Source organism: Paenibacillus sp. V4I3 (assembly GCF_030817215.1).
Taxonomy (GTDB): domain Bacteria; phylum Bacillota; class Bacilli; order Paenibacillales; family NBRC-103111; genus Paenibacillus_E.
In genome coordinates, this window is sequence record NZ_JAUSZA010000001.1 from 5544440 (window position 1) to 5566583 (window position 22144).

The 22144-nt window shown below is 39.8% G+C and carries 26 protein-coding genes; 5 read left to right on the plus strand and 21 right to left on the minus strand.

The annotated features are described in order from the left end of the window. Positions 1-564 precede the first annotated feature (564 nt). Together QFZ77_RS25695 and QFZ77_RS25700 are read right to left on the minus strand one after the other, a co-directional pair. A complete protein-coding gene (locus tag QFZ77_RS25695) occupies positions 565-1953 on the minus strand; it encodes an FAD-dependent oxidoreductase (protein ID WP_307443663.1) in 1389 nt (462 codons plus the stop codon). Positions 1954-2289: 336 nt separating this feature from the next. Beyond that, complete coding sequence (locus QFZ77_RS25700) at positions 2290-2631, minus strand: ArsR/SmtB family transcription factor (protein ID WP_307443665.1); 342 nt, start codon at positions 2629-2631, stop codon at positions 2290-2292. Positions 2632-2821: 190 nt separating this feature from the next. Between QFZ77_RS25700 and spoIIP the strand changes: the two genes are divergently transcribed. Next, the gene (gene spoIIP / locus QFZ77_RS25705; protein WP_307443666.1) at positions 2822-4012 is read left to right on the plus strand and encodes a stage II sporulation protein P; all 1191 of its coding nucleotides are present in this window, start codon (positions 2822-2824) and stop codon (positions 4010-4012) included. Between the two features lie 34 nt (positions 4013-4046). On the opposite strand, the gene QFZ77_RS25710 is transcribed toward spoIIP, so the two are convergent. Then, complete coding sequence (locus QFZ77_RS25710; RefSeq protein ID WP_307443668.1) at positions 4047-4682, minus strand: TVP38/TMEM64 family protein; 636 nt, start codon at positions 4680-4682, stop codon at positions 4047-4049. 117 nt (positions 4683-4799) lie between these two features. Here QFZ77_RS25710 and QFZ77_RS25715 point away from each other — a divergent pair, with 117 nt between their 5' ends. The 3 genes from QFZ77_RS25715 to QFZ77_RS25725 all read left to right on the plus strand — a co-directional run bounded on the left by QFZ77_RS25715 (position 4800) and on the right by QFZ77_RS25725 (position 6460). Continuing rightward, entirely contained in the window at positions 4800-5663 is an 864-nt protein-coding gene (locus QFZ77_RS25715; RefSeq protein WP_307443669.1) for a cupredoxin domain-containing protein, read from the plus strand. Between the two features lie 100 nt (positions 5664-5763). Then, positions 5764-6180: a MerR family transcriptional regulator gene (locus QFZ77_RS25720; protein WP_307443670.1), complete on the plus strand. Its 417-nt coding sequence runs from the start codon at positions 5764-5766 to the stop codon at positions 6178-6180. A gap of 1 nt (position 6181) precedes the next feature. Next, positions 6182-6460 (plus strand): thioredoxin family protein, encoded by a 279-nt coding sequence (locus QFZ77_RS25725; RefSeq protein WP_307443672.1) that lies wholly within the window; start codon positions 6182-6184, stop codon positions 6458-6460. 246 nt (positions 6461-6706) lie between these two features. Here QFZ77_RS25725 and QFZ77_RS25730 read toward each other — a convergent pair whose 3' ends face one another. The 16 genes from QFZ77_RS25730 to QFZ77_RS25805 form a co-directional block, all read right to left on the minus strand. Beyond that, a complete protein-coding gene (locus tag QFZ77_RS25730) occupies positions 6707-7225 on the minus strand; it encodes a DUF2269 domain-containing protein (protein ID WP_307443673.1) in 519 nt (172 codons plus the stop codon). Positions 7226-7227: 2 nt separating this feature from the next. Further along, positions 7228-7437 carry a hypothetical protein gene (locus QFZ77_RS25735; RefSeq protein ID WP_307443674.1) on the minus strand — a complete coding sequence of 70 codons (210 nt, stop codon included), beginning with the start codon at positions 7435-7437 and terminating at the stop codon, positions 7228-7230. A gap of 86 nt (positions 7438-7523) precedes the next feature. Then, positions 7524-8612, minus strand: a complete 1089-nt coding sequence (locus QFZ77_RS25740; RefSeq protein WP_307443676.1) for a sensor histidine kinase — start codon at positions 8610-8612, stop codon at positions 7524-7526. Next, positions 8612-9301, minus strand: coding sequence for a response regulator transcription factor (locus QFZ77_RS25745; RefSeq protein WP_307443678.1), 690 nt, complete (start codon positions 9299-9301; stop codon positions 8612-8614). The genes QFZ77_RS25740 and QFZ77_RS25745 overlap by 1 nt, the downstream gene beginning before the upstream one ends. A gap of 257 nt (positions 9302-9558) precedes the next feature. Further along, entirely contained in the window at positions 9559-10128 is a 570-nt protein-coding gene (locus tag QFZ77_RS25750) for a snapalysin family zinc-dependent metalloprotease (protein WP_307443679.1), read from the minus strand. A gap of 18 nt (positions 10129-10146) precedes the next feature. Beyond that, positions 10147-10752 (minus strand): hypothetical protein, encoded by a 606-nt coding sequence (locus tag QFZ77_RS25755; RefSeq protein WP_307443681.1) that lies wholly within the window; start codon positions 10750-10752, stop codon positions 10147-10149. Positions 10753-11054: 302 nt separating this feature from the next. After that, on the minus strand, positions 11055-11624 hold the full coding sequence (locus QFZ77_RS25760; protein WP_307443682.1) for a class I SAM-dependent methyltransferase: 570 nt from the start codon (positions 11622-11624) through the stop codon (positions 11055-11057). A 59-nt stretch (positions 11625-11683) separates the two neighbouring features. After that, positions 11684-12559, minus strand: a complete 876-nt coding sequence (locus tag QFZ77_RS25765; protein ID WP_307443683.1) for a hypothetical protein — start codon at positions 12557-12559, stop codon at positions 11684-11686. Between the two features lie 139 nt (positions 12560-12698). Next, the gene (locus tag QFZ77_RS25770; RefSeq protein ID WP_307443684.1) at positions 12699-13772 is read right to left on the minus strand and encodes a sensor histidine kinase; all 1074 of its coding nucleotides are present in this window, start codon (positions 13770-13772) and stop codon (positions 12699-12701) included. Then, positions 13769-14464: a response regulator transcription factor gene (locus tag QFZ77_RS25775; protein WP_307443685.1), complete on the minus strand. Its 696-nt coding sequence runs from the start codon at positions 14462-14464 to the stop codon at positions 13769-13771. Before QFZ77_RS25775 ends, QFZ77_RS25770 begins: the two co-directional genes overlap by 4 nt. Positions 14465-14488: 24 nt before the next feature. Next, complete coding sequence (locus QFZ77_RS25780; protein WP_307443687.1) at positions 14489-15109, minus strand: nitrite/sulfite reductase domain-containing protein; 621 nt, start codon at positions 15107-15109, stop codon at positions 14489-14491. Between the two features lie 24 nt (positions 15110-15133). Continuing rightward, a complete protein-coding gene (locus QFZ77_RS25785) occupies positions 15134-17563 on the minus strand; it encodes a heavy metal translocating P-type ATPase (protein WP_307443689.1) in 2430 nt (809 codons plus the stop codon). A 96-nt stretch (positions 17564-17659) separates the two neighbouring features. Further along, positions 17660-17863 carry a copper ion binding protein gene (locus QFZ77_RS25790; protein WP_029195815.1) on the minus strand — a complete coding sequence of 68 codons (204 nt, stop codon included), beginning with the start codon at positions 17861-17863 and terminating at the stop codon, positions 17660-17662. A 16-nt stretch (positions 17864-17879) separates the two neighbouring features. After that, positions 17880-18212 carry a metal-sensitive transcriptional regulator gene (locus tag QFZ77_RS25795; protein ID WP_307443690.1) on the minus strand — a complete coding sequence of 111 codons (333 nt, stop codon included), beginning with the start codon at positions 18210-18212 and terminating at the stop codon, positions 17880-17882. A 139-nt stretch (positions 18213-18351) separates the two neighbouring features. Then, positions 18352-18666 carry a hypothetical protein gene (locus QFZ77_RS25800; protein WP_307443692.1) on the minus strand — a complete coding sequence of 105 codons (315 nt, stop codon included), beginning with the start codon at positions 18664-18666 and terminating at the stop codon, positions 18352-18354. Then, positions 18656-19108 (minus strand): MarR family winged helix-turn-helix transcriptional regulator, encoded by a 453-nt coding sequence (locus QFZ77_RS25805; protein ID WP_307443694.1) that lies wholly within the window; start codon positions 19106-19108, stop codon positions 18656-18658. Before QFZ77_RS25805 ends, QFZ77_RS25800 begins: the two co-directional genes overlap by 11 nt. A gap of 208 nt (positions 19109-19316) precedes the next feature. On the opposite strand from QFZ77_RS25805, the gene QFZ77_RS38165 reads away from it, so the two are divergent. Next, entirely contained in the window at positions 19317-19628 is a 312-nt protein-coding gene (locus QFZ77_RS38165; protein WP_483874777.1) for a four-helix bundle copper-binding protein, read from the plus strand. A 63-nt stretch (positions 19629-19691) separates the two neighbouring features. Here QFZ77_RS38165 and QFZ77_RS25810 read toward each other — a convergent pair whose 3' ends face one another. Beyond that, a complete protein-coding gene (locus QFZ77_RS25810; RefSeq protein ID WP_307443696.1) occupies positions 19692-21557 on the minus strand; it encodes a copper resistance CopC/CopD family protein in 1866 nt (621 codons plus the stop codon). Positions 21558-21617: 60 nt separating this feature from the next. Beyond that, complete coding sequence (locus tag QFZ77_RS25815; RefSeq protein ID WP_307443698.1) at positions 21618-22136, minus strand: redoxin domain-containing protein; 519 nt, start codon at positions 22134-22136, stop codon at positions 21618-21620. Positions 22137-22144 lie beyond the last annotated feature (8 nt).

Sequence of the window (22144 nt, forward strand, 5' to 3'; positions counted from 1 at the left end):
GTTCTTGTCCCGACCCAAGGACAAGAACTTACATCGATAAAATGAAAAAAGCAGCGCTGTGCGTGGATTCGAATGATTGTATGTTCTTGTCCCCCGACATTTGTCGACCCCTTCCATTAAAAGCAATAGCTTAGCGATGGCGATGCCTGCCGCTCCCGAACCGTTGATAGCACCTCCTGCTAAAAGACCAACAGGATCCCAGTCATTAATTACTTGGGTTAGAAACTCTATATCTATGTTCACCTTTTTATCACCTTCTGATATTGGTTATATGCTCTAATTATCCCTTCCGTTTGCTCAACAAAAAAGGAACAGCTGCCAGCCGCGACAATCTGCTCCCTTATTTTGAACTAACGTTCTCCTCGTTAGTGGAATGCCATTTCATATAGAAAATTTCATCAGCTGAGAATACCCTAATCTCCACTAAATAGTGAGACGGCTGTGATAAGTGCCAAAAAAATAATAGGTTTGAGATCTGCATTTTCTTTTGTCTGCTCTCTGATCAACGAACTTCTCCTTTCAAAATAAAAAGCGGCATTGCCCTTAAGACAACGCCGATGTAATCTAGCTGCAGCATGAAGATGTCGATGCCACCGGTTTGGTAATTGGTGAACAACAAGAACTAACTTCATCAGATTTTACTACCATAGCTTCACTTTTTTCAGGTTCACAGCAAGAGCTCCTTTGGATACTACATACCCCAGTTTCAGGCAGTTCAAGTTCCACCCTCTCAGCTGCTTCACGATCGCCAACTAAAGCTGCAACAACGGATCTCACTTGTTCATACCCTGTCGCCATCAAGAAAGTCGGTGCTCTACCGTAGCTCTTCGATCCAACAATATAAAAGTCTTTCTCTGGTTGTCTAAGCTCATTCTCTCCATGTGGTCTAACCGTACCGCAGCTGTGAACATTCGGATCGATTAGAGGCGCTAACTCCAAGACACTTTCCAAGCCTGGATCTGCAGTCACCCTAACTTCTCTTAAGAAGGAAAAATCAGGACGGGAACCTGTATTCGAGACGATCTCATCAATGGCATCAATTTGGGTCAATTCGCTATTTAAAGAACCAACTACCTGAATTTTTTCCCCATCCTTCTTTAATTCTTGAATATGAAATGGCGTCATCACTTTTACTTTACCTGATTTAACTAACTTCTGAATACGTGTTCCGAGTTCTCCTCTCGCAGCAAGCTGATCTTGCTCCCGCCCCCCGTAAACATCCTCTAGCCTAGATTTTCTTAGTACCCAGACAATTTCAGTCTCCTGTACCTGCCCCTTAAGCTCCCCGAGATCCAAAAGTGTATTGATCGCGGAATGACCACTACCAGCAACAAGAACTTTCTTTCCACTATAGCGATTTTTATGCTTACCAAGAATATCGGGGATACCGTAAAATACTTGTTTACATAAATTTTGTTCCTCAGTTGTCCAGACCCCTTCAGAAAGAATTGGGTTCGGACTGGTCCAGGTACCCGAAGCATCGATGACTGCTTTGGCCTCAACCAAGAAGTGTTCACCATTTTTCTCAACATGCAAGACAAATGGAAGGTCGTCGCGGCCATGTGTTTTTACCTTGTTCAAGCCTTTGCGGCTCACAGCGGTCACTTTCGTATTCAAGCTTATGAAAGGTTTGATTTCAGGTAACTCGGCAAAAGGCTTAAAATAGTTCTCAACCATTTCTAATCCAGTAGGGATTTCCGAATGATTCGGAGCTATCCAACCATGTGAAGTAAGTAGCTGCCGCGCAGCTTTATCAATATTGTATTCCCATTGAGAAAAGAGACGTACATGAGCCCAGTTAAGGACACTGGCCCCCACCGCATCCCCTGCATCAAACAATACAAAGGATTCACCTCTTGTAACTAAATGTGCCGCTGCTGCAAGGCCAACAGGCCCAGCTCCTATGATCGCTACAGGTAATTTCGCATTAGATTGAACTGTATTTCCACTCATTGATGATACCTCCATATACTAGTTTTCTTTATCATCCATTTAAGACGTTAGCTATTTTGGAAAGACGCAAACTTATTTACTTTTAAGAACAAGCACATGCGCAGCAATCGCTTTGATTTTTGTTAATCCGGAATAGCCTTACGAAATTTTTGAGACTAAAGCTAAATTGTTTTTGCCCCTGACCTTGAGCCACTTTCGCTATGATTACTTGTTTGCCTTGCTGTTCTACGTACATCAGTTGGGGATTGATATCATGAAATAACATGTAAAACCACTCCTTAATCAAAATATATTGATATATACATCAAAAAAAATTGATGTAATGTTCAAAAAAATTTAAGAGCGACTCGGTCTAAAAATGCAGCATAGCTCTTCTGAAAGCAATCCGTTCACTGCAGAAGTATTGATCTCGTAATAGCTCCAAGTGCCAATCATTTCTTTTGTTATTAGATTGGCGTCTAAAAGGATCTTCAAGTGATAAGATAACTTGGATTGAGCCATTTCCACGATATCGCATAGGTCGCAAACGCAAGTTTTTCCCCGCTGTGTTAACTCATACATGATTTGCAGTCTCTTGCGATCCGCCAAGGCTTTAAACTTTACCTCATACGTTTCAAAAAATGAGTCGTTTGGTGCAGTATTTATCTTTACTTCATGTATTGGGATTATGGTTTTCATTGTTTTCACCCGATTGCTTAATCAATTTTTTTTGATGATTCAATAACAATATATACCAATGAAAATCAGATTGCAATAGTTTAATCATTTTGAAGCACCTTTTATTTAACAAAACTCTTTTGGGTTCTATCATTCGTTCATTCCTCATAGAATAGTTAATAGATTCAAAAATTATCCGGAGGAACAAACAATGAATTGGTATAGCGTTTATCATAAACTAAAGCGATATCTTTGTGACATAGCAATAAATTCCCGTATATTTTTATTTTTATCTGTATTTTCATTCACTCTTTTTATTTTCCTTAGCATTTCTATTATACTACAGAGTAAAGTTTCTAGAGCACCAATTGCTAGTATGCATTCATTAACCTCAAATGCTTCTCCCTCTATCTTATATAATTTATTTTCGATGGAAGTACCTAACTTAAATAGGGATGAAAAAAAGGAAGTTCTTTCTCCCAAACGTATATACAAATCCTTAGTACAAAGAGCTCCAATAAGTAATCAGGACGTTTCTGAAAAACCAAATAATGCCCCAGATGTTCAAAGTGACAATTCAAAATTATTAGTTGGTGAAAACACATCTGATATTGATTACCCGTCGGATATTAACGATGTACCAGTCGATGCACTTAAAACGAAACCCTCTACCCCACTAGAAACAGAAAAAAGTAACGATCAACTAAAGGAACAAACTGAACCACCAAGTAAAGAAGCAATGACTTCAAAAAGTAAAGCTGTGCTCATCTATCACACCCATAACCGAGAGTCTTGGTTGCCTGAACTAAAAGGGGTTAAAAACCCTGATTTTGCACTCGACCAGAATAAAAACATAACGCTTGTGGGGGAAAGAATTAAGCAAAAACTTGAAAAGCGTGGTGTAGCAACATTACATTCTGATAAGGATTATCCTTCTTCAGTTAAAGATTTTAAGTACCCGAGTTCGTATAAATACTCTAAAAAAACCGTACAAGAAGCATTTAGTTCTCATCCGAACATCAATTATTTATTCGATATACACAGAGATTCACAGAAGCGTTCAAAAACAACAAAAAGGATTAACGGGAAAGATTACGCGCAAATTTATTTTGTCATTGGTGAAAAGAATCCTAACTGGGAAAAAAACTTGGAATTTACGAAGAAGATCCATGATCAGTTAAATGCAAAATACCCAGGGATTTCGAAAGGGATTTATCAGAAAAACTCTAATGGCAATGGTGAGTACAACCAATCTATGAACCCAAATAGCACATTAATAGAAATAGGTGGAGTGGAAAATACATTAGCTGAATCATACCGAACTGCCGACCTATTAGCGGAAGTAGTATCTAATATTTATTTTGACGCTGTAGAAGGAAATGCAATTGTTGCAAAAAAATAAGCATGTTTATGAATAGAAAAGGATAACCCACTTATCAGGGCTGTTCTTTTCTATTTTGTTTAATCTTTACCCAATATCGATAAATCACATATACAAAGATAAGGAAAATTGAATACATAGTAACTACAATGACTACATTCTTAATGCTAGAAAACAACTGGTCACCAACAAAAGCAAACACAAGCATAACTGGGATTTTCCCAACTATGGTCGCAATAATGAAAGCAATACTTGGTATATGGCTTATCCCTGAGTAAATATTAACCGCTGGTGCAGGAATAATTGGGATAAGCCGGGCAAAAAACACGGCTAAAAATGGGTTCGCTTCAAATGCCTTTGTGAAAAATTCTACTTTACGGTTTCGGGAAATATATCTTCTCGCAGCATCAGAAAACGCATAGCGCACGATCATAAACATGATATACGCCCCGATCGTTGATGCGATTACATTCATGAGCCCGCCAGTTACGATACCAAATTTTGCTCCGATGATTCCTGCGATCACACCATATGGAATAACCGGAAATAGTGCTAATATTGTTGCTAATACAATCAATGGAACAATATCTGTTGTGTCTTTCTCCTGGATCCAGGTCAAAATGTATTCCTTATTTACAAAGGCTAGTACAATGCAGCTAATGTACATAAAAACGAGTAACAACTTTTTCACGTAAAACTCCTTCTCTAATCAATTATATTTCTCGCCGTGTGATCATTTAATTTTACGAAAACTTGTACATATTGCACATATACCCTCCATATGTATCCTATATAAGGAGGAGAAACTATGAACAGTCCCCTAATATTTATAATTGAATATTCCATGCTTTCCTTTTGGATTATAGCTTTTGTTATTCGATTTAGATCCAGAATAACCTGCATGGTAGGTATGATGAGCGCCATGTGTCTTGGGATGACGATAGGTCTTGGAGCAGGGACACTAATTGCTGCATTATTTCCTGGACATTTTTTTCAAGCGTGTATGATCAGTATGTTACTTGCCGGTATGATTGGCGCTATAGCTGGGATTCCGATCAGCACCATGGCTGTACTTGATGGCTTGCTATCAGGCATTATGGGCGGAATGATGGGTGCCATGCTAATTGCAATGTTACCAGCTGCGTATATTACACCCACGCTTAAAATTACAGGAGTATTCACTGCAAGCATTATTTTTATTTTGTTCCTCATGCTTATAGGTGAAGTTAAGAACGTGGGTTCAACAAGACGATCGCGGTTTTTCTTCTTACCGCAAACCATGTTTTCTGTTAATATCTTTTTGTTTATCTCCCTTTTCTTTTCCCAACCTCTCCCCGCCCATATGGATAACATGAGCCCAGAAAACCACTATCATGAAAAATCAAATAGCAGTTATACAAATGAACTTGTCATCACTGCTACCGATTTTGCATTTTCACCTCAAAACATAACGATAAGTGCTCATGAATATGTAAAAGTTACTTTAGTTAATAGCGGGAAAGCAGAGCATGATTTTGAAATTGAAAGTGCGAACATCCATATCCATGCTATGCCGGGATCAGAAGATAGCGATGTCATTCGCATTGATAAACCAGGTATCTATAAAGCTGTCTGCACGCTTCCGGGTCATAAAGAATCTGGAATGGTCATCACGCTCACAGTAACTCCCTAAAACTTACAATAATGAAGGAGCAAAGAGATGAGACGTAGAAATAACAGATTGACTTTGTACCTTGGTACAGGGTTTATCATAATAAAAAAGGAGGGTAACGATGAGTAGGTTAACGGTAAGCCGAGTAGCAAAAGCATCTAACGTTAATATTGAAACAGTTAGATATTACGAAAGACGGGGGCTTATATCTAAGCCTCCTAGAACCGAATCTGGATACAGAATGTTTTCTCACGAAGCAATTGATGACATTCAATTTATTAAACGCGCACAAGATTTAGGATTTACCCTTGAGGAAATTAAAAATCTTCTATTCGTATACAAGAAGGAAGACTACTTTCCAGTTGAGGAAATGTACCAATTTGCCGCGGTAAAAATTCAAGAAATCGAAGAAAAAATAAATCATTTAAATAACTTTAAATCTTTATTAGAGTCAGCAATTATACGGCAAGATTCGGAACCTAAATTTCCAAAGAATGAATGCCCAATTATTAGAAAACTATCTGAAGGAGGAAATTAAATTGGCAAAAGTCGAAATATTTACAGCTGGTTGTTATTTATGTGACGGTGTTGTACAGCAAGTCAATGATTTAGTATGTTCAAACTGTGAGGTTATTGTTTATGATTTAAATAAAAAAAGTGGTACTACTGAATCTGAGGATAAAGCCAAAGCTTACGGCATTCAAACTGTTCCGGCTATTGCGATTAATGGAAAATTAATAGCTCTTGAATTACTGAATAGGACAGCGCATACAAAATCTATATTCAATGCCTTGGGGAACCTTAGCTCAAACTCGTAAGCCCTCTTCTCTCTTCCCCCACTCCTCACCGTATGACCAGCCCAGGGGCATCAATAAGACACCAGACACGCTCCCATCAAGCCACATCCCGGCTCGTTGCACAGGCTGCCACACATCACAAACAAGCTAACCCCGCTGGGGAGCCCTCAGTCTCGCATTGATTATGCTCCTATGCTCTAGTCACCCCAGTAAAGTCAGGACAGGTTTCGCTCGCTCGAGGAAAAGTAGAACTTGCTGAATCTACGGCTACGAGTTCGTACGCTTCTTATACTGCTTTCGCCATCCGTACGGGGTCATGCCCCGCGGCTTGTACATCGATAGCGTCGTGGCCACTAGCAACGCTAGCATGGCGGCACTTGCGATGATCACGAGTTGGATTTGCGCCTGGTAATCGCTACTTGACAATGTTGTCTTTGCTGCAACTTCTGCTAAATATCTAATCGGCTGTAAATGCACCAGCAAGCCGATGGTGGAAAGGATAGTTATCAGGAGTTTAATCAGGATCCAGTAGTACCGGAACAAGCCCCACTCGGTACCCAATGACGAGATAAGCCCGGTTAGCAGCGAAGCGAGGCACAACGGAACGATGACGAACCGAGCACTTAACTCCATCGCGAGATAAGTAGCGCGCACCATCTGAGCATCCTTGCTGGTCAGACCCGCGATGGCGAGAGCTAGGAAGACAGCGACTGCTCCAAGCCATCCGACCGAGGAAGTGACATGTAAGGTAAGCGCGAACTTGCGGATATGGGGTGTCATGGTCATGGCTATTCCACTCCTTGTTCTATGCCGCTGGAGTGTAGTGTGTGTCCGCCATGACCACCAAAGTTATTGCCTGTGAGGTGCAGGATGACAAACAGCAGGACCAGGACAAGGGCGATGATACCAAAAACTTTCACCCAACGTGGTGTGCTGGGGGGTGATCCGTGGCCGTGCTCCACACTAGTGTCTTCATTGGATTCTGGTAATTTACTCATTGAGATATCCTCCTCTTTATTTCATGATCACTTGGTTCAGAACCCAGTATATCAATGTTTCATGAACAGGAGGTGAACGGAGAAAATCACTCTTTTTCAGGTTTTTTAGATAAGTTCGGAGCTATAGGGAGCGTAAAAGTGAAGATTGACCCCTTCCCCACTTCACTCTTTACGTGAATGGAGCTTTGATGAAGATCTAATATGTGCTTAACAATGGACAATCCGATCCCTGTACCTGTTTTTTTAATTCGGGCTCTATCTGCTTTATAAAATCGTTCCCAAATATATTCAATGTCCTCTTGCCTGATTCCCGGTCCGTAATCTCGAATAGAAATTACCGCTTGTTCATTTTTTTCCAATATCACTTCGACAGAACTCTCGGCTGTGGAAAATTGTACGGCATTTTGAATCAAATTGGCAATCACTTGATCAATTCGATCCGGATCAGCAAATACGTGGACGTCTTCTGCTTCTTCAGATATCAATTCCACATTGATTTGTTTTTTCACAAATTCAGGTTCCATGCGAGCCACGACTTGACGAACCAATTCCGACAAATTAAAGATGACAGGACGTATTTCGAGTTGCCCTGCTTCTATTCGAGCCATATCTAGAAGATCATTAACTAGCTTAATCATTCGCTCAGTTTGTTCTTTCATGATCGTATAATAATGGCGTTTTCGTTCGCCCGGGATCGTGTCATCCAGAAATGCCCTGACAAATCCATGAATTGAAGTTAGAGGGGATCGCAAATCATGGGAAACATTGGAAACAAAGTCCTTTCTCATCTGATCCAAGCCGGCCAACTCCTGAGCCATATAATTGAACGTCTCTCCCAATTCACCCAGCTCATCGCGCGTGTTGATTTTGACTCTTTGATCAAATTTCCCTCTAGCAATATGGAGGGCAGCCCGATTCATTTCCCGAAGTGGGGCGGTAATCCTTTTAGAAAGGTAGTAAGCAAATACGGCTGTAATTGCAATAGAAATAATAGAGGACAATACTAACAAGTAAACCACCATATGTAATTGGTTACGATCTAAATTTTGATGCATGTTAGTCAGATTGTTCTGAAACAACAAAAAAGAAGCAATAGCAAGAACGAAATGCGATACAAATAAAATGACGATATACGTGATAAACAGCTTCAAAAAAATACTTTTTTTTCGAATCACTAGATGTCCACCTCAAATTTATAACCTATTCCTCTTATCGTTTTCACCTTCCAATAAGGATTAGAATCCCCCAATTTTTCTCGAATCCTTTTAATATGCACATCGACTGTTCTTGGATCCCCCTCATAATCCAAACCCCATATCTGATTCAACAACTGCTGACGTGTGAACACTTGATTTGAATGTACGGCGAGAAAATACAGCAACTCCATTTCCTTGGGCGGTAACACGATCTCATGTTTATCACTGATCACTTTGTATTGCCCAAGATCAATCTTCAATAAGGGAAGTTCAATGATCTCATTTGCATCTAGCATTGGGTTGGCTCGCCGCAATAACGCTTTTATCCTTGCCATCAGTTCATTAGGATCAAATGGTTTCACCAAGTAATCATCTGTGCCAAGGTCGAAACCTTTAAGTTTGTCGAAACTTTCGCCTTTCCCGGTCAACATGATAATAGGAGTTTTATCAAATCTCCTTATTTCCCTACAAACTTCCCAACCGTCCATTTCAGGCATCATAATGTCCAGAATGACTAGATCAGGATGATTATCATAAAACATCTCTAATCCTTTCATTCCATCGTTTGCGATGCTAGCTATATACCCGCTTTTTTCAAGATATAGAATAATCAATTCGCAAATGTAAGGATCATCTTCAATAATAAGAACTTTAACTTGCTTGTACATTATCGGTCCCCCTGATTTATTTACATCTATACTAGCATCTTTTTATGAACAGAAAGTGGACATAAGTAAAAGACGCCCTAATCTCTTAAACATCAGGTGAGCGTCTTGTCATTTTATCAATGCTTTCTTTTGCCCCAATGTATAATAGCCCAGTTTTCACAGAAAACTGGGCTATTAATCATTTTCAATTATTATACAGTATGAAATACTATCAACTTAAAAAGATAACTTCTTCAAAAAGACCTGTTTCGCCAATTCTAATTTTTTACACCTTCAGTTGCTCCTGCTTTATCGGCGGCTGTTGGGTATGTAGCGTTTCTATCTGAGTAACCATACATCAAAACTCCAATATTATTTGAACTATATAAATCATTTAACCCAATTGAATGACCTAACTCATGTGCCATAGTAACTTTTCTACCCTCAACAGTTTTGGCATCTAATTTAGGGATATTTAAAAATATATTCCAAGAACTTAAGTGCCCATTCGTTGATGAGTAGTTACCAAAAAATGCAACCGTAGAGGTATCTGGATCAGCATATGCGGAAAATACCCCTTTGTTAGTGGTATTTGTATTAAAAAATGATACCGGTCCTACAGAATTCCATCGTGCTGCACCATCTTTTATATAGCTCGCATATGTTGAGTTAACGCTAACATCAATCTTATAGCCTATACTCGTGGTACCCGCATGATTATTAATATCGAGAATCCATTGACTTGACTCACTTCCTGTAGAACCAGATGTATGAGCATAAGTTTGAAATGGAATCAAACATAACATAAAGCATCCGATAGTAATTTTGATTTTCTTATTCAATTTCATTTACCTTCACATCTCTTTCTATTTATTTGTTTTGTAGCTTTTAATTTTCTCAATAAATTTCTCTCTATCCATAACCTGAAATTCGCGATCTTTCTTGTCGTTTAGATAAGAGTTCTTTGTTATATCCTCTAGTTGTTTATCTTTCAATGAATACTTTGTTACCTCGTTTTCCAATACCTTATAAATGTTCGTTTCTTCTCCTAAAATCCAATAAGCATTTTCCACTGTTTTTGCTTGCATTAAGAATAGAATTACTTCTTCGTTCTTTTTAAAAAGTTCATTCCCATTAAAATTAACTTGTTCACTTCCTTGCTGCATTATTTTCACTGTTTTTGGCGATTTATTACTTTTATCAGTAATGATCTCTTCAACATTTGCTTCAAAAGTAGTCTTAGGAATAGGTCCATCTATTAGACCAACTTTATCCTTGATCTTTACACGAACAATTAAGTCTGATTTAAGGACCGCTTGATCAAAAGGATAGACTTCTAATTCAGCTTTTACTTCCTGATTAGATAAGGGAGTGGGCTTTATCTTACTTGGTATTGATTGCTGACTAAAAAGTAAATACCCACCAACTGATAGTATAGCTAGACTTCCCAAAATTACAGTTTTAATTTTCACATTGATCTCTCCTTATTTTTGCCTTGTTTTGTTGTTTCCACGCTAAATAGTAAATCTCTTAGAGATCGAACAGAGATACTCCTTCTAATTAACAAATAATTAAAATCATGGTAAATAAGAAGAATTCTTATGTAGATCTATGACACATCATGTATTGATAAAGTTGCACTTATAGAAAAATAATTTGAAGTGTCTCCAACATCTAAAATGAACAACCTATCCCCATTAACCTTGATTTCAGTTAGACATAACTAAAAGACGCCCTAACCTCCTAAACATCAGGTGAGCGTCTTTTCATTTGATCATTTCTGAACTACAAAAATGTACAGAAAATCGGTTGGTGATAGGCGTTTCGCAATCGTAAGACCCGCTTTATTAAGCTCCTCTTCCATCTCACTTGAGGAAACCCGAATATTCATTGGAGGTCCAATCGGGCTCTCTTTGGGTTCCCAATCAAAACACAATAGATAAGCCTCATCCTTCATGACTCGTTTAATCTCTGCTATACCTAAAGATAAGGGCTTTATAGCATGTAAAACAAGAGAGGCTATTACGCAATCCACTGAATGATCTGTAAGTGGAATGTTGGTTATTGATGCTTCAAGTAATTCAATATTTGATATGTTTTGTTCTTCCATTTTGGTTTTTAAATCAGCTAGCAATTCAGGTTCAATATCAAGAGCGAATACGGTTTCCAGCGTCATCTGAGCGGCTGGAATAGCAAAGTACCCCGTTCCAGCGCCTAAATCTAAAATAACGTGATTATTCTTAATCGGTAGCAGCGATAACAACTTTTCTGGGGGCAGCAATTTTCTTCTGTCAGGTGAATCTAATAACTCTTTTTTTGCTGGATCAAACCGAAGATCGTCCATTAGTCATCCCTCCAAAAATGTATGAATAGCCCAGTTGGGGAAACTGGGCTTCAATCACATTACGGTACTTTTACTACAAACGGTACGGTAAATACTTTACCGTTCTGCTGGAATTGTCCCCAAATCTTATATACGCCGCTATGCGGAAACGTCGTCATAAATTTGGCATCCGGTCCTGACGCCTTCTCATCTGTCGGATGTACGTGCAGATAATTTTCTGCATCTTGGGTTAAGATCACGACGTGTCCAACTGCTCCTAGGTAAGGCTGTAGATCTGTTACAGGCTGCTTCGATTGAGCATCTTTAATATTGAAGTTCAAGTTTAGCTCCATGCCCGACATAAGGTGATCAATCGAAAGCGTGACTTCCTTACCGTCAACCACTTTAGTTAATGTAGCATCAGGTTCAATTGATTTTTGAGCAGGCAGTGCTCCTTGAACCGTAATCCATTGGCTCTTACTCATGGCTCCCATACCCGTTGGAGTGATATCGGCGATCACCTTGAAATCACCTGCAGTCGGGAATTGTGTGGTAACGGTAAACTCACCGTTTCCTTTGTAATCGGGGTGAATGTGATTAAAGAAAGATAAATCTTTGCTGACAATGATAAAGTGCATCTGTTTTTCATGTACGGTATCAAATTTATCAATCGCTTTGCCGTCTTTATCCTGAATTTTAATCGTAATCGTTGAATCTTGGTTCGGCATTGTCTTATCACTAGAAAGCTTAAACTGCGCTTGGACATTTCCTGCTTGTGTGGAAGCTGCCTCTTTGGCCATGCCGCTATGGTCCATTCCCCCGGTACCGCCTTGCGCGACATTATTCGTTGATCCTGCCGTTCCGCTATGCGAAGAATGGTCCATCGAACTGCCTGATTTACCGCATGCCGTTAAGAGCGCAGCCGTAAGTAAAATTGAAATCGCTACTTTTTTCATGATTTCCTCCTAATATAGGGATCTTTGAGCGTAGGTCAAAGTCTCTCTGCTTGGGGATCTTTGACCGGAGATCAAAGTCTCTCCTCTTTTTATCACCTTATTATAAAAGGTACTTGTGTAGATCTTGTGAGGATCGGCACTAAATCTTAGGGAATTGTATCTCTACAGATGTTCCTTCACCAACCCGACTTTGCATTCGAATGGTTCCTCCATGCGCTTCCACTAATTTTTTTACAATAGTTAAACCAATCCCACTTCCTCCTGATTTACGGTCGCGGGATTTTTCTACGCGGTAAAAACGCTCAAATACCAAACGTAGATCCTCTTCATTCATACCAATCCCAGTATCCGATACAATAATAACCACCGCGTGTTCTTCTTCCTTCACTTCAACAGATACTTTTCCCCCTTGGGGCGTAAACTTTAGCGCATTCGTTAAAAGGTTCAACACAATTTGACCCAAACGCTGCCTATCCAAGGTAGCTTCAACGTTTGTTAAACCTTCAAAAAAAAGGTTAACTCCCTTTTGATCAAAAGAAGCCCGGTTCGCTTCGATATTACGACGAACAATTGCTGAAACATTTTCTTTATGCAGCTTCAGCTTGAAATGCGGGGACTCCATTTCTGTTAGTTGCTCTAAATCACCAACAAGGAACCGCAAACGTTCAATCTCCTCATAACAAGACTCTAGGCGCTGGTGAGTTGGTACCCAAATGCCATCAATCATCGCTTCCATATGGCTTTTAAGTGTTGCAATCGGCGTTCTTAATTCATGAGCCACATCAGCAGTCATCGTTTTACGTAACTGCTCCTGGTGCATGAGCTGTTCGGCAAGGTGATTAAGAGAGCCCCCTAGATCAGCGATCTCGTCATTGCCTTTGACTGTCGTTCTTGCTCCAAGCTCTCCATTTGCCATTCTCTCTGCAACATTTTTCATGTGTATCAGCGGGGCGGTTATTCGCTTAGCGACAAAAAGACTTAACAGAACCGCGAGCATAATACCAATAATGGCAGACACAAGAACAGACTGTACTAAAGCCTGCTCAAAATGGGTGTCAAACGTTGGGGAATTCATATTAGTATCCATAGCTTGATCTTGATACAACGAGAAGTGGTAATGTGTTGCCAAAACAAACGCTATGGTTGAAATAAGCAAAACAATGGTGGCTATCCCAATAAATGCGATGGCGATTCGTGCGTATAATCCTTTCATGATGATTCGCCTCCAGTAAACCTATAACCTACTGAAAAGACGGTAACGATGTATTGAGGCTTTTTGGGATCAGCTTCTATCTTTTGACGGAGGTTTTTGACATGCTGATCTATCGAGCGAGTATCGCCTTCAAAATCAAAACCGAGCACTTTTTCAATTAATTCCTCCCGTGTAAAGGTTCGGTTTGGATGATGTGCCAAAATCAGTAGCAATTTATATTCATTTGGAGTCAGACTTATCAGATTCCCTATTTTATAAACTTCATGTTTCATCGGCCGAATGACAAGGTCGTCATTTTGAAACGAGATGATTTCAGCAAGAAGCGTATCATCTTGCGTGCGACGCAAAATAGCTTTTACTCTTGCTGTTAATTCACGTGGGCTAAATGGCTTCACGACATAATCATCGGCACCAAGTGTTAATCCTTGGACGCGGTCATCTTCAGAAACTTTCGCTGTTAGCATGATGACGGGAACAGGTGAAAACTGCCTTATCGCTCTGCATACATCTTCCCCAGACATGTCCGGAAGCATCAGATCCAAAATAAGAAGATCAACATTTCCGCCGCGAACGAGATCAAGTGCTTTGTTCCCTATACCGGATTGAATAGTAGCATATCCTTCATTTTGCAAATAGGATGCAACAACTTCACGGATCTTTTCTTCATCATCAACGATTAAAATTGTCTTCATAAATCAAACAGACCCCCGTTACACTCACTCTGCAATTGCCTCACGCAATGCCTCGATTGTTACCCGATTGATAAATTTCGAAAACTTTTCCTTCATTTTTCCATGTTGTTGAAAATGATGGATAAGCTTTTGAACCATCGGAATCAACCTGTCTGCTTTAACATCGGATATTAGCAAGACCGCAAAAGATGGTTTTAACGATTTGGGCTCACCACCGACATAAATATCAAACGTATCTCTCATTTTGACCACACCAATATCTTTCAAAAGCGGCTCGCTCGTTCCGAGCGCACAACCCGCATAGCCGATTTTTAAAGGTGTTGGCGTTTCGATCCCTGAAATCGCTTTGTTTAACGCTTCAGCCATTTCAAGCCCTGCATCTTCTGCTCCGCGGCAAAAGTTACACGTAATGAGGCTCTTGGTCACGAAGCCCGTAGGATATATTTCTAATCCGATGCCAGACAACTTTTCCTTCACTTCATCCATTTTCTCTTCTTGCATTTCAACATACAGTTGTTTAAATGTCGTTAATTCTATTTTAGCATCCTCACCGACGATCGATCCAAGAACAGCCAATTGTTCTGGCTTAAATAAGGTGCCCCCAGTTTGAAACCCTGGGGTAACTGCAAACTTCATCATCTGCATGTCTTCCCCTCCCATATATGCCGATTATAACTTCACTCGTTGCAAGCGTAAGGCGTTTAACACAACGGATACCGAGCTTAGTGCCATAGCAGCACCAGCTACCCAGGGTGCCAAAAGTCCAAGTGCCGCAATCGGAATCCCGAGTGTATTGTAACCGAGTGCCCAAAACAGGTTCTGTTTAATGTTGGTCATCGTTTTACGGCTCATATAAATGGCATCTGAAATGCTTGTAAGTTCTCCGCGCATCAGTGTCACGTCCGCTGCTTCCATCGCAATGTCCGTGCCGGTGCCAATAGCTATGCCGACGTCTGCAGTCGCAAGAGCAGGAGCATCGTTGATGCCATCGCCCACCATCGCCACTATCTTTCCTTGTGCTTGAAGTTTTTTCACTTCTTCGGCTTTGCCTTCCGGAAGAACTTCCGCGAGAACATGATCGATGCCAACTTGCTGCGCTATGGCATGTGCTGTTCGTTTGTTGTCACCTGTCATCATGATGACCTCGATGCCCATTTGTTTTAAACGAGAGACCGCTTCTTTCGATGTGTCTTTGATCGTATCCGCTACGGCTACCATACCTGCGTACTTGTTATCCACCGCTACGAGCATAGCGGTTTTACCTTCGGATTCGAGCTTTTCCATAGCCGTATCTGCTTTTCCAAAGTCGATTGTTTCACGCTGCATGAGCTTACGGGTTCCAACCAGCACTTCCTTGCCTTCTACGATGGCTCGAATTCCGTAGCCGGGAATGGCTTCAAACTGCTCAGTAGCGGTCAGTAGGATACCTTTAGCAATAATCCCAGCAACAATTGCCTCAGCAAGTGGATGCTCTGATTGTTTTTCGGCAGAGCCGATTAGTCTAAGAATTGTATCTTCGTCATCCATATTTTCAATTTGAACGTCTGTAAGTTCCGGTTTTCCTTTCGTTACCGTACCCGTTTTATCAAGCACGATGGTTTGCACTTTTTGCATGGATTCTAAATGTTCCCCACCCTTAAACAGGATGCCATATTCCGCCGCGCGACCAGATCCAGCCATAATGGAGGTTGGTGTTGCAAGTCCTAAAGCACAAGGGCAAGCAATGACAAGGACAGCAATAGCCTTTTCAAGCGCAGTTGCAAACTCACCAGGAGCAACCCAAATATACCAAACCAGAAATGTTACAACAGCAATTCCTACAACAATCGGGACAAAGATACCCGAGATCACATCAGCAATACGCTGAATAGGCGCTTTAGAGCCTTGGGCTTCTTCTACAACTTTGATAATTTGAGCGAGAGCTGTCTCCTTCCCAACACGAGTTGCTTTAATTTTTAGGCTGCCGTTTTTATTAACAGTAGCGCCAATAACGGCGTCACCAGTTTTTTTCTCAACAGGGATACTTTCCCCAGTTAGCATGGATTCATCAACAGCGGACAAACCTTCTACAACTTCACCGTCGACTGGGATTTTCTCACCTGGTTTTACAAGAACAATGTCCCCAATGACAACTTCTTCAACTGGTATATCCATTTCTTCACCATTTCGAATGACTAACGCTGTTTTCGCTTGAAGCCCCATCAATTTCTTGATGGCTTCAGAAGTTCGTCCTTTCGCCAACACCTCAAACAGTTTCCCTAAAATAATCAAAGTAATAAGAATCGCACTTGTTTCGTAATACATATCCGGTGCATGGTGATGAGCATCAACTGAAATTGCCCACTGAAGCGTTAGATATAAACTATAGAAGTACGCGGCTGATGTTCCGAGAGAAACAAGCACATCCATATTGGCGCTTTTATTACGAAGGGCTTTGTATGCCCCTACGTAAAACTGCCAACCGATAATAAACTGTACCGGTGTGGCAAGTATAAGCTGCACCCAAGGATTCATCAAAAACTCTGGCAAGTAAATCCACGATGTAAATGTAAAGTGGCTCACCATTGCCCATAGAAGTGGTAACGAAAGGATTGCCGATACCGCTAACTGAATTTTCTTGTGGTGTATCTCTTTTTGCTTATAATCACTTTTTGATGATTCTTCCTCTTTACGCATGGCTTTGTATCCCAGTTGATCAACTTTATTAACCATATCGCTTACAGAAACTTCGGCAGCGCTAAACTCAACATGAGCAGTTTCTAAAGCAAGGTTAACAGTTGCTTTGCTAACACCAGGCATTTTATTTAAGCCTTTTTCAATACGTGTGGCGCACGCTGCGCATGTCATACCTACGATATTAAAATCTACTGCATCCTTCACGGTGCTGTAACCCAGATCCAGTATTTTTTCTTCCATGGCAGATACGCTGATTTGACTCGGATTATACGTCACTGAAGCCTTCTCAAGTGCAAAATTCACGTTGGCATCTGCAACACCTTCTAATTTCTTCAAGCCTTTTTCGATACGGTTTGCGCATGCTGCACAAGTCATGCCCGTAATTTGCAAACTCGCTTGTTGTTGCTCTAATGGTTTCGCCATTTCTTACCCTCCAGCCCCTCCATACCCCTACGGGGTATATTTTATTGAAAAAAAATAGGTGTTACATTGGAGCCGCATGAAGCGGCTCATTTATCTTTATTTCGCAACGTCATAGCCTTGATCTTCGATTGCTAATTTAATAGCGTCCAATGAAACTTTAGACTCATCGAAATCTACAGTAACGGATCCACCACTCAAATCAACTTTGCCGGAAGCACCAAGTTTCTTAACTGCGCCTTCAACGGAATTCACGCAATGACCGCAGGACATACCTTCAACTTTAAGTGTAACTGTTTGCATATCTAATCTCTCCTTATTATTTCATTAATTTATTCATGGTAACCATGAGTTCTTTAATAACCTCATTATCGCCTTCTTGAATGCGTTCGATTACACAGCTGTTTAGATGATGCTCTAGAAGCAGTTTCCCAACACCGTTTAAAGCTGATTGAACCGCGGCGATTTGATTTAACACATCGTCACAATACGTATCCTTCTCAATAAGACCTTTCACACCGCGAATTTGTCCTTCGATGCGATTGAGCCTTGAAATCAAATTATTTTTTGTTTTATCAGAATGATGACTTTTTCGATCACTGCCAGAATGACAACTGTCCTCATTTAATTCTTGTTTATCATGTTGTTCCATATCATTTCCTCCTCACATTTTGAATATACCATACCCCCATATCCTATATCAAGACCATTTTTTAATTTTTTCCATAAAAATTGATTAGCCCACCTTTAGAAATTATTCCCACGCTGATATTGAAACAACCAAGCAGGCTTTACCAACCAAACTTCACAAGTGTATACATTATAAAACCCAATGAAATCGCGGCAGAGAGAATAGTCATAATAATCACCCAAGTTACCTTATACTTGTGTTTAATTAAACGATACATCGATACAAACATCGTTATAATGGTTGCAATGATCATGATACGTCTAATCCATAATGCTGCTGACATTGTCGCCATCATATTCGTCGAGCCGCCTAAGAGAAGTAAAATCCCAATATGAAGCCAGTGATGGGATGAAGCCAGAAAAGAAAAAATAAACGATAATAAACTTGTAGCTGTTTGACTTTTTTTATATTTCATCCTGTTTCCCCTTGTTTTTTAATAGAGCTCCTGTAAATTTTTCGAATCCCTGCTGAACCAGTTGTTGATCAGCTTCAGTCATGTGTTGCAAAACATTTTGATAAAATCGAATGGACTGCTGACGAACCTGCTCAATTGTCCGTTCACCTTTTTCAGTAAGAGAAATTAACATTTCTCTTCGGTTTTGTTCGTTGATTTCCCGGCTTACGAAGCCTCCTTTTACTAGCCCATCAACAAGCCGGCTTACTGAACTTCGTTCTAGATGCAGCCTATCTGCTAATTCACCAAGTATTAGAGTGGAGTTCTCCACTTCTTGTAGAGCAAATACCTGTGATACTGAAAGTTGAAAACCACATGGGGTTACTGTTTGCTCTAATAAACCAAAATGCCTGATAAATTTTTGTACATTCAATCGAAGTTCCAAAATATTGTTTAATTCCAAAATAAACAGCTCCTTTATGTGTATTATACATATATTGTATTATACACATAAAATCAAATAATGGAAATATAGTGTAAAAAAATAAAGATGATCACCAAAAGGCTTAAACGATTGTATCGGGACATTCACCCATTGAATACGTTATTAAGATTATTTATTAATTCTTAGAGGAGTGCTTTAGATGCCAATTCAAACAATGATGCCTGAGATGTTAAAGATGCTTCACGATTGTGCTGCTATGTGTGAACATACCGTTCATGTATTACTTCATAGACAGGACGCTCACTTACGAAGACATCAAATCAAACTTTTAACTGAATGTGCTTCAATCTGTCATTTGTGTTCAAAGTCTATATCTAGACAAAGCCCGGTTATGAAAGCAATGTGTGATTTTTGTGCTTATGTTTGCGAGGTGTGTGGCCATGAATGTTTGAGACACAATGATCACGAATCTCAAATGTGTGGCCAAATGTGCTTGGCTTGTGCGAGAGAATGCCGCTCCTTTGCAATGGCAGCATAATAAAATCCCTTTCAAAGGAAAATCCCCCACCAAAAGCCCAAAAGGTGGGGGATTTCTTTAGTCTTAAAACATCACTCCAGGGATACGTATCTCAAATGGGAAAGTAATTTCTTCTCCCTGAGTCGTGACTGCATGAACTTCCATTTGAACAACTCCAGCCGCGTGCAAAAAATCTCCCGTTAGACGGTATTCACCGTTACCCAACGAAAACGCAGTATCTTCGACAATCCAATCAGGAGGCATCGTAAATTTAACACGTACTTGTTTAAAATCTAATTGATTGTCAAACCGGATAGAGATCTCATTTGTCCCCATTTTCAAGGGTGTAATTCCAATAGTAGCTTTCACTTCTTTTATTATTGCGCTTTTGGGAAATACCCCTTGTTCTGCCTCTTTTGGTGAAAGATCAATCAATACAGCAGCAACAACTAGGATGATACCAGCGACATAAACTTCAATCTTCAATTGCTTTAACAGGCGTAAGCCCATTATAGAAAATTTCTTTAAATATCTCATTTGTAAAAAGCCAATGAATAATATTTCAATAAATAAAACCATTTTTATAACAATGAGTTTACCCCAATTGCTAGCGAGGAAAGATTCAATGCTATATGAGGTTACATAATTGTTCGACATCAATAATCCCGTTATTCCGATAATAAGGATACTTCCTAATGCCCATTTTGAGTACGTTTTTCCTACGACTTTAAGCCAATCCAATGAGTTTTCTTTTGGTATCATCAATAATAAGCCGATTAAACCACCTAACCAAACAGATACAGCTAACAAGTGGAATCCATCCAATAAAATACTCCATGTTCCACCGTAGCTCGGGGTGGAAGAATGCCCAGTAAAAGTCCATAGCAAAACAGTAATTAAAAGTAATGTTAATCGAATGATTCTTTTGAAAATCCAAAATCCCATTGTCAGAAGGATGATCTGAATGATCGGGATCCATATAAACGAGAATGTGAAAAATTCATTCCACTGTACTTGCATATAATTGATTCTGTTCATAATGAACTCAACGATGAAGCCGAGAGCAGTTATACTATAAAATAAATTTGAAGCCATTCTCCAACGCGGAACATTTCCTCTTCCTCTAGCCACGAATAATTCAAACAAACTTCCACCTGCCAGTGACAGCAGCCCTACAAAAGCAAGCCAATGAGCAAACTGTAGAAAACCAACATGACTAAATATAGAGTCTTTTGAGATACCATTAGAACCTTTTAACGGCGTATACTCCTGAACTGCGAAATAATAAACACTATTTTTCTCAAACTGACCTACAGTCGCATACCAATGAACAGAGTAGGTTCCCTTGTGAAGCTGACTATTCATTTTTACGGTAAAGTGATTGGGGTTTGCAGGGTCTTGAACAGGCTCTCCTATAGGAACCACTTTATCTTGGTCATCAAAAACACCAAAAACCGTTACATTGGTCGCATCTGTAAACCAAAGTTCGATTTGTTCAGGAGATTCGGATAAGATGGTGCCATCTCCTGGACTTGACCTTTCCAATTTAAAATTTCGAAGCATCTCTGCTTGTGAGCGAACCGGCTTCTTAACTTCAAACTGATAATTCTCCTTAACTTGATGTCCGTCATAACTAATGGCTTCAATCTTTACTGAAAATTTACCTGGAGATAGTTGATTCGGAAACGCCGCTATAACGTGACGCTTATCATTTGGATCAAGTTGAGGTTTTTCAAGCGTAACATTAGTATTCTGTTCGCCAATTACAACAATCGAACCTTGAAATAGTTCAACAGGATCCTCAAACCAAAGTTCAATTTGGGCAGGTGTATTCTCTAAAACAGCTCCTGCTTGCGGTAACATTTTTTCAATGGGCGAATGAGCTAAAGCAATGTGGTTCTGAAATAGAAGAGCAAAAAATGCAAGTAGTGGAATAACTTTGTTACGCATAACAACCTCACTGTGAACTATGAAATGTGGAAATCCTAAAGCCGATATAGCGGCTCTTTTTTATTTTGGTAAAATTGGTTTTATTAAAGTTTCTATTGTCTTTTCATCCATTTGCCCAAGATTTATATGAGAAATCTGTCCATCAGGTTGAATAAATACTGAGTGTGGCAGTGCATTTGCTTGATAAATATCGGCCACCTTCAATCCTGGATCTAATACAATCGGAAAATCGACTCCTAGTTCCTTAACAAAAGCAGAAACCGTTTTTTGGGGTTCGCTAGCATTCATACCGATGATCACAAGTCCTTGGTCCTTGTATTTTAGATATTCTTTTTCTAATGCCGGCATTTCGTCACGACAAGGCTTGCAGAAAGTTCCCCAAAAATTAAGGACGACCCCTTTACCTCTATAATCACTAAGTGATAAATCACGTCCGTCTAATGTCTTCAATTGAAAATTAGCAGCATATGTTTTTTCTTGGATAGGTGATGATGATTTATATATTTGAGAAATAATAGTTACGCTAGCCAAAATTACAATCACGACAACCATTACCCATTGGAGGATTCGCTGATTCAAGTGAGTTC

Excerpts from the sequence above, each read along its gene's own strand:
- QFZ77_RS25790 (WP_029195815.1), bottom strand. The coding sequence starts at position 17,863 with ATGCAAACAGTTACACTTAAAGTTGAAGGTATGTCCTGCGGTCATTGC.
- QFZ77_RS25770 (WP_307443684.1), bottom strand. The coding sequence starts at position 13,772 with ATGAAAGGATTATACGCACGAATCGCCATCGCATTTATTGGGATAGCC.
- QFZ77_RS25795 (WP_307443690.1), bottom strand. The coding sequence starts at position 18,212 with ATGGAACAACATGATAAACAAGAATTAAATGAGGACAGTTGTCATTCT.
- QFZ77_RS25695 (WP_307443663.1), bottom strand. The coding sequence starts at position 1,953 with ATGAGTGGAAATACAGTTCAATCTAATGCGAAATTACCTGTAGCGATC.
- QFZ77_RS25700 (WP_307443665.1), bottom strand. The coding sequence starts at position 2,631 with ATGAAAACCATAATCCCAATACATGAAGTAAAGATAAATACTGCACCA.
- QFZ77_RS25810 (WP_307443696.1), bottom strand. The coding sequence starts at position 21,557 with ATGCGTAACAAAGTTATTCCACTACTTGCATTTTTTGCTCTTCTATTT.
- QFZ77_RS25720 (WP_307443670.1), top strand. The coding sequence starts at position 5,764 with ATGAGTAGGTTAACGGTAAGCCGAGTAGCAAAAGCATCTAACGTTAAT.
- QFZ77_RS25800 (WP_307443692.1), bottom strand. The coding sequence starts at position 18,666 with ATGAAATATAAAAAAAGTCAAACAGCTACAAGTTTATTATCGTTTATT.
- QFZ77_RS25750 (WP_307443679.1), bottom strand. The coding sequence starts at position 10,128 with ATGAAATTGAATAAGAAAATCAAAATTACTATCGGATGCTTTATGTTA.
- QFZ77_RS25775 (WP_307443685.1), bottom strand. The coding sequence starts at position 14,464 with ATGAAGACAATTTTAATCGTTGATGATGAAGAAAAGATCCGTGAAGTT.
- QFZ77_RS25730 (WP_307443673.1), bottom strand. The coding sequence starts at position 7,225 with ATGACCATGACACCCCATATCCGCAAGTTCGCGCTTACCTTACATGTC.
- QFZ77_RS25760 (WP_307443682.1), bottom strand. The coding sequence starts at position 11,624 with ATGGACGATCTTCGGTTTGATCCAGCAAAAAAAGAGTTATTAGATTCA.
- spoIIP (WP_307443666.1), top strand. The coding sequence starts at position 2,822 with ATGAATTGGTATAGCGTTTATCATAAACTAAAGCGATATCTTTGTGAC.
- QFZ77_RS38165 (WP_483874777.1), top strand. The coding sequence starts at position 19,317 with ATGTTAAAGATGCTTCACGATTGTGCTGCTATGTGTGAACATACCGTT.
- QFZ77_RS25765 (WP_307443683.1), bottom strand. The coding sequence starts at position 12,559 with ATGAAAAAAGTAGCGATTTCAATTTTACTTACGGCTGCGCTCTTAACG.
- QFZ77_RS25715 (WP_307443669.1), top strand. The coding sequence starts at position 4,800 with ATGAACAGTCCCCTAATATTTATAATTGAATATTCCATGCTTTCCTTT.
- QFZ77_RS25780 (WP_307443687.1), bottom strand. The coding sequence starts at position 15,109 with ATGCAGATGATGAAGTTTGCAGTTACCCCAGGGTTTCAAACTGGGGGC.
- QFZ77_RS25745 (WP_307443678.1), bottom strand. The coding sequence starts at position 9,301 with ATGTACAAGCAAGTTAAAGTTCTTATTATTGAAGATGATCCTTACATT.
- QFZ77_RS25735 (WP_307443674.1), bottom strand. The coding sequence starts at position 7,437 with ATGAGTAAATTACCAGAATCCAATGAAGACACTAGTGTGGAGCACGGC.
- QFZ77_RS25785 (WP_307443689.1), bottom strand. The coding sequence starts at position 17,563 with ATGGCGAAACCATTAGAGCAACAACAAGCGAGTTTGCAAATTACGGGC.